General features: G+C 42.4%; 10 protein-coding genes and 1 pseudogene. 6 read left to right on the top strand and 5 right to left on the bottom strand.

Annotated elements, in window-relative coordinates; all coding sequences use genetic code 11:
• Positions 1-1,393, top strand: a 1,393-nt coding sequence (locus tag ACYVAA_RS19920; RefSeq protein ID WP_460545166.1) for an ABC transporter ATP-binding protein, incomplete at its 5' end; no start/stop codon positions are given.
• 7 nt (positions 1,394-1,400) lie between these two features.
• Here ACYVAA_RS19920 and ACYVAA_RS19915 read toward each other — a convergent pair.
• From ACYVAA_RS19915 to ACYVAA_RS19905, 3 genes and pseudogenes are all read right to left on the bottom strand, one after another.
• A complete protein-coding gene (locus ACYVAA_RS19915; protein WP_460545164.1) occupies positions 1,401-2,015 on the bottom strand; it encodes a hypothetical protein in 615 nt (204 codons plus the stop codon).
• Positions 2,016-2,249: 234 nt separating this feature from the next.
• Positions 2,250-4,650: pseudogene (locus tag ACYVAA_RS19910) on the bottom strand (ribonucleoside-diphosphate reductase subunit alpha).
• 33 nt (positions 4,651-4,683) lie between these two features.
• Positions 4,684-5,667 (bottom strand): ferritin family protein, encoded by a 984-nt coding sequence (locus tag ACYVAA_RS19905; RefSeq protein WP_460545162.1) that lies wholly within the window; start codon positions 5,665-5,667, stop codon positions 4,684-4,686.
• 839 nt (positions 5,668-6,506) lie between these two features.
• On the opposite strand from ACYVAA_RS19905, the gene rplU reads away from it, so the two are divergent.
• The 5 genes from rplU (at position 6,507) to ACYVAA_RS19880 (ending at position 11,687) form a co-directional block, all read left to right on the top strand.
• Entirely contained in the window at positions 6,507-6,818 is a 312-nt protein-coding gene (gene rplU, locus ACYVAA_RS19900; RefSeq protein WP_460545160.1) for a large ribosomal subunit protein bL21, read from the top strand.
• A gap of 35 nt (positions 6,819-6,853) precedes the next feature.
• Complete coding sequence (rpmA, locus tag ACYVAA_RS19895) at positions 6,854-7,114, top strand: bL27 family ribosomal protein (protein ID WP_460545158.1); 261 nt, start codon at positions 6,854-6,856, stop codon at positions 7,112-7,114.
• A 435-nt stretch (positions 7,115-7,549) separates the two neighbouring features.
• A complete protein-coding gene (locus ACYVAA_RS19890) occupies positions 7,550-8,878 on the top strand; it encodes a M16 family metallopeptidase (protein ID WP_460545156.1) in 1,329 nt (442 codons plus the stop codon).
• A 24-nt stretch (positions 8,879-8,902) separates the two neighbouring features.
• Entirely contained in the window at positions 8,903-10,951 is a 2,049-nt protein-coding gene (locus ACYVAA_RS19885; RefSeq protein ID WP_460545153.1) for a M16 family metallopeptidase, read from the top strand.
• Positions 10,952-10,958: 7 nt separating this feature from the next.
• Entirely contained in the window at positions 10,959-11,687 is a 729-nt protein-coding gene (locus ACYVAA_RS19880) for a LolA-like protein (protein WP_460545151.1), read from the top strand.
• A gap of 50 nt (positions 11,688-11,737) precedes the next feature.
• Here the strand turns inward: ACYVAA_RS19880 and ACYVAA_RS19875 are convergent, their stop codons facing one another.
• Together ACYVAA_RS19875 and ACYVAA_RS19870 are read right to left on the bottom strand one after the other, a co-directional pair.
• Positions 11,738-12,181 carry a DoxX family protein gene (locus ACYVAA_RS19875; RefSeq protein WP_460545147.1) on the bottom strand — a complete coding sequence of 148 codons (444 nt, stop codon included), beginning with the start codon at positions 12,179-12,181 and terminating at the stop codon, positions 11,738-11,740.
• Positions 12,182-12,318: 137 nt separating this feature from the next.
• On the bottom strand, positions 12,319-13,945 hold a 1,627-nt coding region (locus ACYVAA_RS19870), incomplete at its 5' end, for a M61 family metallopeptidase (RefSeq protein ID WP_460545145.1).

Genomic DNA, 13,945 nt, shown 5'->3' with positions numbered 1-13,945 from the left:
GATGGCCAGAGTGACGGAGGATGTGAGCCGGGTGAGGATGTATTTTGGTCCAGCTTTGATGTATGGGATCAATCTTTTGGTGCTTTTTCCTCTGGTAATAGGTTATATGCTTACTGTAAATGTGCCTTTGACGATATATTCACTGCTGCCATTGCCTGTGCTTTCGGTCAGTATCTACATTGTGAACAATATGATCAATGAGCGTTCTGAAAAGATACAGCGCAGCTTATCGGGATTGAGTACGTTTGTGCAAGAGTCGTTTTCCGGTATTCGGGTGATCAAGGCTTTTGTGAGGGAGGAGGACAGCAGCAAGAACTTCGAAAGGGAAAGTGAGGAGTACAAGGATAAATCCATAAGCCTGACCAAGGTGCAATCCTTGTTTTTTCCATTGATTATGGGCTTGATCGGGGTGAGTACTATTATTACGGTCTACGTAGGCGGTAACCAGGTGATCCAGGGAGCCATAGGGTATGGGGTGATCGCGGAATTTATCCTGTATGTAAATATGTTGACTTGGCCGGTTACCTCATTAGGTTGGGTGACCAGTATTGTCCAGCGGGCCGCGGCTTCCCAGACCAGGATCAATGAATTTTTGGATGAGAAGAACCATATAGTCAGTGAAGAAAACCTTACTTCTGAGATTAAGGGAGATATTGTTTTTGAGAACATTTCATTTACCTATCCTGATTCGGGCATCCAGGCCTTGGATAAAGTTAATTTTAGCATTCAACCAGGGCAATCATTGGCCATTATTGGTACCACTGGTTCGGGAAAATCAACTATCGCCAATCTGCTGATGCGCATGTATGATGGCTCATCTGGTAAGATTTTATTGGACGGATATGATATCAAAGCGTATGATATTTCGCATTTGAGGCGGCAAATTGGTTATGTGCCTCAGGATGTTTTTCTCTTTAGTGATTCGATTTTTAACAATATTGGTTTTGGGTTGGATCAGATACCCGGTGAAGTGGTGGAAAAGGCCGCCAAGGATGCTGATGTGTACCAGAATATCGTAGATTTTCCAGCGGGATTTGAAACAAGACTGGGCGAAAGGGGAATTACCCTAAGTGGTGGTCAAAAACAAAGGGTTTCCATTGCCAGGGCAATTGCGAAAGAGCCTTCCATTCTATTATTGGATGATTGTTTATCAGCAGTGGATACCAAAACTGAAAATGTAATTTTGAATGCCCTAAAGGGGATTATGGAAGAAATGACTTCCATCATTATTTCACATAGGGTCTCCTCTGCAAAGCTGGCAGATAAAATCATCGTCTTGGATGACGGGAAGGTAGTAGAAGAAGGTTCCCATGATTTACTTATGGCTCAGAAGGGTGTTTATGCCGAGTTGTATGAGAAACAAACCCAAGGTAATGAAACAGTAGAGGATTAATGGCAAATTACCAATTGGGTGAATAGTCTCTTGGTGATTCGTTGTCTTTTAACTTACCTCCTCCAAACTGTATGCCCAGCCCTACACTCACAAAATTGCTGATGTCTTTTCCAGTGAGATGGTAGGTGACGTTCATTCTGAATTTACCTGCCATAACCCCTATCCTAGGGGCAAAACCAAAATTAACGGCATTGCTTTGTTGGTTAATGATGGTCCCATCATCACTATCCACTATTTCATAATCGCTTCTACGGTACATTCCCGCCAATAATCCAATAAACGGCCTGGTCTCTTGCTTGCCAAAATGATATTCAGAAGTAAGGGAGAGGTTACTGATGGCTTGGGCTCGGTAAACAGCTTCTTTGTGGTTAAAAAGTGATTCTCCTTCTCCAAGGATATTGCTGCCAAGTTGGAGTCCAACATGAAGGTGGTCATTGATGCCGTAGCGAGGCTCTACGAATAGTCCTCCTCCAGTGGTCAAAGTGGATTCAGTAGGGAAGGTGAGATTGATCCCCACATCCACTTTGAAGGGCTTGTATAAGCGTAAATCCCCGATGTCCTGAGCATGGACATAAGAAATGGCGATCATTAGGCAGCCGATCAACAATAAGGTCTTTTTCATTCCAACTCGCGTAATAATTATCCTGAATTTGCTCTGAAGAAGTCTTTCTTCCTTAGTTTAGATTTTGGGCAAGGTCGTAATATAATGCTTTTATTATTAGATTGATACGTTGGCTTGCCAAAACTTGATTATAAAAGGATAAGGTCTGACTTCTGCTTTACTTAATATACAAAAAAAATGCCCGACTTTTATCAGCCGGACATTTCAGTAGTTATGTTATTCGACGTTACTTGATTAACTGCCGCACATCTCGCAATCATCGGGATTGTCCAGAGAACAAGCGATGGCATCCTGGTTGTGGGATTTTGACTGGTCATCTTGGGCTGCATGTGCTGATGGGTTGCTTTCCAAGTTTGATTTGTCCACGGTAAACTGGATGGCGCTGGAGGCCGCTTTTGACCTTAAATAGTACATGCCGGTCTTGAGGCCTTTTTTCCAGGCATAGAAGTGCATGGAGGTCAATTTACCAAAGTTGGGCTCTTGCATAAAGACGTTCATACTTTGGGATTGACAGATGTACGCTCCACGGTCAGCCGCCATGTTGATGATCACCTTTTGGGATATCTCCCAAACGGTTTTATAAAGATCCTTGATGTTCTGAGGTACCTCTGGCATATCCTGAACAGATCCATTTGCCGCTATAAGTCTGTTTTTTACGTTTTCATTCCAGATTCCAAGTCGGATAAGGTCCTTCATTAGGTGTTTATTGACCACCACAAACTCTCCTGAAAGTGTTCTTCTGGTATAAATATTAGAAGTATAAGGCTCGAAGCATTCGTTATTGCCCAAAATCTGAGAAGTAGAGGCAGTAGGCATAGGAGCAACCAATAGTGAGTTTCTAACCCCGTATTTAGCTACTCTTTCTTTTAATTCAGCCCAGTTCCACCTGCCTGACTTTGGAGTGACTCCCCATAGGTCAAACTGGAACTGTCCCTGGGAAACCGGAGAACCTTCATAGGTCTCGTCCCTACCATGTACTTTGGCCAATTCCATAGAGGTCTCCATGGCAGCGAAATAGATGGTCTCGAAGATGTCTTCGTTAAGGCCTGCAGCTTCTTCAGAGTCGAAGGGCATTCTCAATAAGATGAAGGCATCCGCCAATCCTTGAACACCTATTCCTATTGGTCTGTGTCTGAAGGTTGGATTTTTTTGCTTCTTCTACAGGGTAGTAGTTGATATCAATGACCTTGTTAAGGTTCTTGGTAACTACTTTAGTGATTTCATAGAGTTTTTGGTGATCGAAAGACTTCTTGCCTTGGTTGTCCGTTTTGATGAATTTGGGCAAAGCAATAGAAGCTAAGTTACAAACGGCCACCTCGTCCGGAGAAGTATACTCCATGATTTCGGTACATAGGTTGGATGACTTGATTGTACCAAGGTTTTTCTGGTTGGATTTTCCATTGGCGGCATCCTTGTACAGCATGTATGGAGTACCGGTTTCAATCTGTGATTCCAATATCTCAAACCAGAGTTCCTGAGCTTTTACGGTTTCCCTTGCTCTTCCTTCTTTTTCGTATTTTTCATAGAGTTTCTCAAATTCCTCTCCATGGCATTCAGATAATCCTGGTGCTTCATTTGGACAGAATAGCGACCATTCCTCATTGGCTTCTACTCTCTTCATGAATAGGTCAGAGAGCCAAAGCGCGTAGAAGAGATCCCTTGCCCGCATTTCTTCCTTACCATGGTTTTTCTTCAGTTCAAGGAAGTCCTTGATGTCCGCATGCCAGGGCTCTAGGTAGATGGCAAAGCTCCCTTTTCTTTTTCCTCCTCCTTGATCAACGTATCGGGCGGTCATGTCAAAGTTTCTCAGCATGGGCACAATGCCGTTGGAAACACCGTTTGTGCCACGGATATAAGAACCTTTGGCCCTGACATTGTGAATGGAAAGGCCAATTCCTCCTGCGGATTGGGAAATTTTGGCACATTGCTTCAGGGTGTCATAAATACCGTCAATGCTGTCGTCTTTCATGGTAAGCAAGAAACATGAAGACAATTGAGGTTTAGGGGTTCCTGCGTTGAACAGGGTAGGGGTAGCGTGTGTGAACCATTTTTCTGAGAGCAGTTGATAGGTTTCTATGGCCGCGTCCAAGTCCTCTTTATGGATTCCTATGGCTACCCGCATCAGCATGTGCTGAGGTCTTTCGACTACTTTGTCGTCCAGCTTGATCAAGTAGCTTTTTTCAAGTGTTTTGAAACCAAAGAAGTCGTAGTTGAAATCCCTGGTATAATCTATGGCTTCATCAAGTCGTGCAGCATGTTTTTTTACAACTCCGTATACATCGGGAGCGATCAGAGCGGCGTTTTCACCAGTTTTTGGATTGACATAAGTATACAGTCTTTTCATGGTATTGGAAAAAGACTGACTGGTGGTTTTGTGAAGATTGGAAATGGCGATTCGTGCAGCCAGAATAGCGTATTCCGGATGTTTGACGGTGAGCGATGCACATACTTCAGCTGCCAGGTTGTCCAACTCGGAAGTAGTGACACCATCATATAGGCCGTCAATAACCTTTTTGGCCACCTCAATTGGGTGGATATAACGAGAATCCAAACCTGAACAGAGGTTTTCGATCCTTGTCGTGATTTTATCGAATCTTACCGATTCTCTTCTGCCGTCTCTTTTTATTACTAACATGCTAATAGGAAGTTTAAAGTTGGGAAAAGTAGATTAAAAGTCCTCCTCGATAGAGAACTTGGCCGAATCAGAAGCGTCTTTGCCTTTCATGACTCCGGCCTTCTGATAATCACCAACGCGCTTCTCGAAGAAATTGGTTTTTCCTTGAAGGGAAATCATGTCCATAAAGTCAAATGGATTGGTGCTGTTCCATACTTTCTCACAGCCCAATTCAACCAGTAGCCTGTCTGCTACAAACTCAATATATTGACACATCAAATCTGCATTCATGCCAATCAGTCTTACTGGCAATGCATCAGTGACGAATTCTTTTTCGATGGCTACCGCGTCTTGGATGATTTTAGATACCGTTTCCTTTGGTAGCGGATTTTGGATATGGTTCGTGTAGAGGTGGCAGGCAAAATCGCAATGCAATCCTTCATCCCTGGAGATCAGTTCGTTGGAGAATGTCAAGCCTGGCATCAAACCTCTTTTCTTTAACCAGAAAATGGAGCAAAAAGATCCGGAGAAGAAGATTCCCTCTACAGCGGCAAATGCAATCAGTCTTTCCTGGAAATTGCCCTCATCAATCCATCTCAATGCCCATTCCGCTTTTTTCTTTACGCATTCCAAGTGTTCGATGGCATTGAAAAGGCGGTCCCTTTCAGCAGCATCCTTGATGTACGTGTCGATCAATAAGCTGTAGGTTTCTGAATGGATGTTTTCCATAGCAATCTGGAAACCGTAAAAGAACTTGGCCTCGGTATATTGTACCTCGGCAACGAAGTGCTCTGCCAGATTTTCATTTACTATACCGTCACTGGCTGCAAAAAATGCCAAAACATGGGAAATGAAGTGACGCTCGTCCTTGGTCAGGTTTTTCCAGTCCTTAATATCTTGGCTAAGGTCAATCTCTTCCGCTGTCCAAAAACTGGCTTCAGCCTTTTTGTAAAATTCCCAGATATCATCGTGTTGAATGGGGAACAATACAAACCTGCTGTTATCTCCTTGCGCTAATATGGGTTCTGGTTTTTGCATTACGTTAAGTTCTTTAATATGAGTGAATTAAATTTATTCGAATCTTGAGTTTCAGCTACTTTGAGGTGTTGATTGCTATGCTTAGAGAGGGCTTTCTCGAAAAGCCATAAAGCAAATATGATCAACAATTTTTAAAAATAAAACCATGATAATCCGCTATTAGTTTAGTTTTTGACCGTTGTTCAAAATAGGTATAAATATTTATAATTCAGTGAGTAATGTATATTAATTTAAAGTTAACATTGTATTAAAATGCCCTTTAAGGGGGTTTTGAGAGGGATGAAAAAAAAGTGAAAAAAAATTCACAAACCTTAATTCAATATAAAATTGACTACCGGTCAATGATTGGTTTTTGATATAAGTTTTTGATTATAAATGAGTTAGTCCGTTTTTTAAATCTGTAATGAATCAACTTGTTGATTTTCAAACCCTAAAGAAAACCAAGAGAAAATGAAAGAATTTTTAAAATTCGGGCGAATAATAGGCAATGATAGAAAAGCCCATATTTCAAGTGGCAAATATAATCATTGGTGCTTTTTATCCGAAGAAGAAGGCGAGGGATAGGGGGGATATTTAATGCTGTCTCGAGGGGAGTCATATAAGTTCTATGACTGGGGGGGGAAGTAAAAAGTGGTGTGGGTCATGTGAACAGCAGTGTTACCTTTGTATGAATTTCTAAAGATCTCTATTTAATAATATAAAGGAGGATCGGCTATTACTTTATTTTAAGCACAGGCACTGAGGATTTTGATGGGATTTTATGAAATATATAGGTGAAGTTTTTTACTTAAGGAAATCCTCTTTATATTTGCACCTCAATTTTGATAAAAGTTCTTAGTATGTACGCAATAGTTAACATAGCAGGAAAGCAGTTCAAAGTAACTAAAGATCAATATGTCTATGCACCCAAGTTGCAAGGCGATGTTGACGCTTCCGTTGAATTCGATGAAGTATTGTTGGCAGATGACAACGGTGCAATATCGGTAGGTGCCCCTACATTGGCTGGCGCCAAAGTGACAGGAAAAATTCTTGATCATGTAAAAGGTGACAAAGTAATCGTCTTCAAAAAGAAAAGAAGAAAAGGTTACAAAAAGAAAAACGGTCACAGACAAGAATTTACTAAAGTACTCATAGAAAATATTACTCTGTAAGACTGTTTTTGCAACAGTCCTAAACATTAAAAATTATGGCTCACAAGAAAGGTGTCGGTAGTTCTAAAAACGGTAGAGAATCTCACAGTAAACGTCTTGGCGTGAAGAAATTCGGTGGCGAAGCTGTTATCGCCGGTAACATTCTCGTAAGACAGAGAGGAACCAAGCATCATGCAGGATTAAACGTGAAAGTGGGTAAAGACCACACACTGTTTGCTGTAGCTGATGGCAAAGTGGAATTTAAGAAAAAGCACGATGGTAAATCTTATGTAAGCGTTATACCTGCTGAAGCGTAAGATTTTAATCTAAAAAATAGTTTTAAGAAGCTGTCTTTCACCAAGAGACAGCTTTTTTTTGTGTCCAGACACGTAGCGTTCGGTTTGAAAATATTTTTTTCGGAGATCCCCAGGGTGGGGGTAATATTGTTTGTGATTTAGGTAGCATTTTTTTTCCTGGATTTAAAAGAGGGCGAGATAACTGATTGATTTAAATGGCTCTTCCAAAAGAAGAGGTTGAGAAAGAGGGTGTTTTGTCTGCCTTGGGCTATTGTTTCCCTTTTCCGGCATTTTGGGTGGTTCTTATTTATCTTGGGATTAACTTGTTTGTTTAAGCTTAAAAAAATACATTTAATAATAATATTTTTAATAGTACTTAAGAGAAACAGCTACTCTGTTTATTTGAATGGCGATATCACAGAATAGAGAATCCGACTTAAAACAACACATTTACCTATGAGAAAATTTCCGCTATTGATGCTAATGGCGGGGTGTGTGTCCCTTCCAAGCATTGCACAAAATGACATCGACTTCAAGGAGTTTTCCTTGGATAATGGTTTGCATGTGATTATGCACAAGGATAATACAACTCCGATTGTAGTGACTTCGGTCCTGTATCATGTAGGGTCCAAAAATGAAAACCCGGAAAGGACCGGTTTTGCACATTTTTTTGAGCACCTACTTTTTGAAGGCAGTGAGCATATTGGCCGCGGTGAATACATGAAAAAGATTCAGGCGGAAGGTGGAACGCTCAATGCTTACACCAGTAATGACATCACCTATTACTACGAGACCTTGCCGTCCAACAAGCTTGAGCTGGCGCTTTATATGGAGAGCGAAAGGATGCTGCATGCCAAAATTGACCAGATTGGAGTGGACACACAGCGTGAAGTCGTAAAAGAAGAAAAGCGGCAGCGGTACGACAATCAGCCCTATGGGACCATTTTGCCAGAAACTTTAAAGCGGGCATATGTGGAGCACCCTTATCAGTGGGCGCCCATTGGGTCTTTGGACCATTTGAATGCTGCTTCGCTGGATGAGTTTATGCAGTTTTATAAGGACTTTTATGTGCCTAACAATGCTACGCTGACGATTGCAGGGGATATAGATTATCAGCAAACTGAAGAGTGGGTAAAGAAGTATTTCGCTGAAATACCTAAAGGGAACGGGGAGATTTACCGGCCGGATATTACGGAGCCTAAGAAGACCACTGAAACCAGGGACATTGTCTATGACAACATACAGATCCCCGCGGTTATCCAGGCCTATAATCTGCCAGCCAAAGATGATCCCGATTCCTATGCGATGAGCATGCTTTCTACCTACCTTACTGGTGGCAATTCTTCCTTGATGACCAAAGAGCTGGTGGACAAGCAGCAAAAGGCTTTGGCCGTGGCCGCAATACCCCTGGATCTGGAAGACGGAGGGATTTTTATCATGTATGGAATTGCCAACATGGGAGTGAAAGCAGATGATCTGGAGGCAGAAATAGACGTGTTGATCAAGAAAGTACAGGAAGAAGGGGTTTCTGAAAAGGATTTTGCCAAGCTGAAAAATATCATTGAGAACGATTTGGTGAGCAAAAACGCAACGTTGGCGGGTATTGCCCAAAACCTTTCCCAGTCACATGTCTTTTTTGGAGATACTGACCATATCAATGAAGAGGCTGAAAAGTACAGTCAGGTAAGCAGGGAAGATTTGCAGCGTGTGGCGCAAAAATACCTGACTTTGGATGGACGTGTGGTGCTTTATTATTTGCCGAAATCTGAGCAGCCTCAAGAATAGTTTTACCTCTAAGCAGACATAGTTATGAAAAAGATACTGATATATTTAATCCTGTGTATGGCGGTTTGTTCCGTAAGCATGGCGCAAGTAGATCGAAGCAACTATCCCGAGCCGGGTCCTGCGCCTAAGATTGAACTCCAGGATGCAGAAACTTTTGAGCTGGAAAATGGCCTGAAAGTCTTTGTAGTGGAGAATCATAAACTTCCAAGGGTAGCCTTTTCCTTGGTGATCGATAGGGATCCTATATTGGAAAAGGATAAAGCTGGAATGACTGGATTTGTGGGAGAAATGCTCATGGCCGGTACAGCCAATAGAACCAAAGATGAATTGGACGAAGAAGTGGATTTTATCGGGGCATCGCTAAGTGCCGGCTCCACCTCTATCTATGCTTCTTCCCTGAAGAAGCACCAGTCTAAAATATTGGAATTGATGACCGACGTGCTTTATCACCCGGTTTTTCCTGAAAGCGAACTGGATAAGCTGAAGAAGCAGGCCATCACGGCATTGGCCACATCGAAAGATGATCCTAATTCCATTTCAGGGAGGTTGACGTCAGCCCTGGATTTTGGGAAAGATCATCCTTATGGTGAAACCAGTACAGAGGAGACTATTCAAAATGTCGGAGTTGAGGATGTTAAAGATTATTACAGTGCCTATTTTAAGCCTAATATAGCCTATTTGGCAATTGTAGGGGATATAGATAAGGAGGAAGCGGAGAAGCTGGTGAAGCAGTATTTTTCTGATTGGAAAAGAGGAGAGGTAGTCAACCTAACTTATGAAAAACCTGAGCTTCCAGGGGAAAACAGAGTGGCTTTAGTTGACCGGTCCACAGCGGTGCAGTCGGTTATAGACATTACCTATCCCTTGGAGATGAAGATCAGCCACGAAGATTACCTGGATACCAGGGTATTGAATTATATTTTGGGAGGAGGTTCGTCTTCGAGATTGTTTATGAACCTGCGAGAGGATAAGGGTTTTACCTATGGGGCTTACTCTTCAATAGGTGCTGATAAGTTGGTTACCAGCTTTTCGGCAAGTGCCTCTGTCAGGACGGAGGTAACTGATTCTGCCATAGTGGAGATGATCTATGAGATCAATAGAATTGTAGATGAAGGGGTGACAGAAGAGGAGCTTGAGTCAGCTAAAGCCAGTTTGAGCGGTAGCTTTGGACGTTCATTGGAGAGCCCTTCCACGCTGGCGAGTTTTGCCATCAATATGGAAAGGTACAATTTGCCAGATGATTTTTATAAGACCTATTTGCAGCGACTCAGCGCACTTACTGTAGAGGATATCAATGCCGCTGCCAAGAAGTACATCCGACCAAACAATATGTACATCACTGTAGTGGGGAATGGTTCAGAAATGAAGGATAAGTTGGAGCAGTTTGGTCCAGTAAGTCTGTATGACAACATGGGAAATCCTGCCAAAGAAATCGAGATGGCGGAAGCAGATATGACGGCAGAGAGAGTAATAGAGGGGTATTTGGATGCTATTGGAGGAAAGGATGCGGTAGAGGGAGTAGAGACAGCAAAAATACTGATGAAAGCCGAGGTTCAGGGGCAGGTGATTGAAATGGCGATGGTCTATGATGATTCTGGAGGCCGCTTTAATCAAAAAGTGATGATGATGGGGAATACGGTTTCAAATACCACCTTAGCTGATGGAAAGGGAACCACTGCTTCTATGGGGCAAACCCAGAATCTCAATGATGAGCAGTATGAAGAGGCTAAAATGAACATGTTTATTGTTCCGGAAGCACACTATCAGGAATTAATGTATACCTTGACCCTAGAAGGTGTGAAAGAGGTAGATGGGGAAAATGCTTATAAGGTAGTGGTGTCCAATCCAACGGGAGCCAAAAGTGTGAACTATTACAGTGTGGATACAGGACTGAAGATAAAGAGTGAGAATGAGAAAACCGGAGAGGTGACATTTTCCGATTACCAGGAACATGAAGGCGTAAAATATGCCATGAAACGGGTAGTAAAATCCCCAATGATTCCGGTTCCCTTAAATACCAATGTGGAGAGTTTGGAGTTCAATGCGGCCTTGACTGACGCAGATTTTAAATAAACATATTATGAAAAAGATATTTGTCGCAATTCTAGCGATACTGGTATTTGCAGGTTGGGATCTACATGCTGTAGGTCATTCTAGAAGCAGTCTTGAGCCGTCTGATCAAGAGGTAAGCCCTAAGGCCATCATAGAGAAATACATTGAAGCGGTAGGAGGTGAAGAGGCGGTCAAGGGAATTCGGAACATGAAAATGATCATGGAGGCGGAGATCCAGGGGATGTCGGTGAAGATTTTGGGGGTGACAGACCAGGAAAATGATCGGACTGTTAATGTTACCGAAATGAATGGGAATGTAGTTGCCAAAACGGTTATCAAGGGTAGCACTGGGAAAGTGGTCAGTATGGGGCAGGAACAAGAACTTACCGCTGAGCAGGTGGGGTCGATGAAAAGCCAAAAGTACATCTTTCAGGAGCTGTATTTTGATGAGATGGGATATGCTGTAAGTTACGGTGGCACAGAGGAGGTGGAAGGTGAAAAGGCGCATAAGCTGCTGCTGAAGGATAGCAATGGTGCAGAAACAACAGAGTTTTATAGCGTGGATTCGGGCTTGAAGCTTAAGACCAAATCGGATGTCTCTGGAGAGGTTTGGTTTATGGATTATAAGGAGGTGGATGGTTTGGTGATGCCAAGTAAAATGGTAGTGTCAAACCCTATGATGCCCATGCCAATGGAAGTAAATGTGGTGTCCATAAGCTTTAATCAGGAGCTGGAGGAAAGCTTATTTGACTTATGAAAATGAAGTGATAAAACTAAGAAAGCGCCTTTGAGGCGCTTTTTTTAGTTTTACCAGTAAGGATGATTTTTCATCCAATGATCGAGGGAGAATTTTCCCGATCCATAAATCAAAAAGACGATCAAAAGAACGAGTACGATTAAGGATACCTCAAATTCTAGGTTGTTGGAGGCGGATAAAAAACCTTGATTGATGTTCACAAAAAAGACTGCTCCAATGAGGATTGGGATTTGGAAAACTATTGCAAATCGGGTCAGTAGTCCGAAGGCGATCATCAGTCCCCCTACTAAATGGGCAAAGGCTACATAATGGGCCAAGGCCAGGTTAAAGAATTGAAGGTCACTATTGCTCATTATTTCCATCAAAGCAGAAGTGTCTGCTATGAACCTGATTCCTTTGTAAAGTATAAAGAGGCCTAAAGCCACTCTGATAAAGTCAATCCATCGAGGATGGTGGGTGTCTGCCCAAGATTCGATTTTTGAAATAGTTTCCATGTCATTTTGGGTATTTGGTTCATTATAATATACGAATAAATTGTATTATTTTATTGACTTTCATGGGGTTAATGAAAGTCAAAACCAATTTGCCCTGATAGGAACTGTATTGTAGTGAGTTGTAAATAGCCGCTCTTCTAATGTGGGGTTTGCCCCATCCAAATGGAGCGCTTATCATTGCTGTCCTGGGGTATAAGTTTGTACTGATGATAATAGATGGTTTTGTGGTAAGGGATTTGGGCTTGTACCCCTCGCCCAAAGCGATCGATTTTTAAATCTAGGGTTTGATCGGTCAAGTCGTTGAAGTCCTCAAAAGGCTTCCCATTGATAAAAGTTATTTTGTCCCCCTGCATCAGTAGCTGGTAGGCGGGACATTTTGGATGGACCTTTGAAACAGTGCCATCTGGAAGTGTTTTTATTCCGCAATTGGCATCAAGTATTCCCGTGTGAGGTATGGACTTTGTTTTGATGTTTAGGCTTTCGGTTTGGTCCCTGAGCATTGGCCAAATATCTTCCGTACCGTAAATGTATTTTTGAAAAAAGACTTCAACTACCTCTTTGTTTTTCAAATGGAGGGAAAGCGTGTTTTGAAAATCACGCAGTGAATAGCCCCTGCAGGGTTTTCCGTAATCTTCCCACATGGTTTTCATGACTCCTTCCAAAGAGCTCCCGGAATCAATGAGCATTAGGTCCAGGCAGAAGGAAAGCAAGGCGCCACGGTTATAAATGCTGACTTTTTTTTCTGGTACACCGGGCTTGTATCCATCGAGCCACAGGTCCCAGCTGGACTGGCTAATGGATTGGTTCTGCCATCCAAAGGATTCGAACTCCCTAACCAATTGTTTTTCCATATTGGCTAGGTAGTCCTCTAGGCTAAAGTAGCCTGATTTTAAAAGATATAGATCTCCCATATAAGTGGTCACTCCTTCTGCCACAATGCCTGTGTCAATATAGGCTTCTTTCGAAAAGTCATAGGGAAGTAATTCTTTTGGTCGGATACGGCAGACATTCCAGAAATGGTAAAGTTCGTGACAGCTGACACCAAAAAGTTCATCTAGATTTTCTTTTTTTCCGATGGTGTTGGCGGGACCAAAAGTGATCACGGTGGAGAACTGGTGTTCTACGCCATGGTAGTGCCGGTAAGGAAGGAGTTGGTAGATGAAGTGATAGTCCTTTGCTGGAAATCCGCCGAATGCTTGGATTTGCTTTTTGGTGAATGCCGCGAATTTTTCAAGGAGTGATGGGGTGTCAAAGTGGATTTCTCCCTGAAACCACAGGTGGAAGCTCGAGTCTTCGATCTGATAGCTGTAATGTTGGAGGGAGGCGGAGGCTACTAAAGGACTGTCCACCAGGTGTTGGAAATTGTCAGCTTGATAATGGTGCTTTGAGATCAAAGGAAGGGCGGTGGCAACTTGATACTCTTCCGGTAGTTTTAGTCTGACCGATATTTTTTCTGATTCGCGGTTTTTTAACTCAAAACAGCAGTTGATAAAATTCAGGTACAGCTGTTGGTCATCCGACCAGCTTCCTCCGGCATCCATTTGTGAAGCATGGAATTCATAATTTATATTGAAAGTTCCTTCGCTTGTTGCTTTGAAATACCAAAGGTCCTTAGTCATTTTTTTCCAAGGGATTTGTTTGTTGTCTTGTTCAATGGAAAAAGCACGTATCTTCTGGGCGTAATTGGTAATTTCATACCTTCCCGGCCTCCATGAAGGGAGTTGTAAGAAAACTTCTTCCTCTTTTTCGCAGACAAACCTTAGC

Source organism: Echinicola sediminis, assembly GCF_054777495.1.
This window is presented reverse-complemented; position numbering and strand designations above follow the sequence as displayed.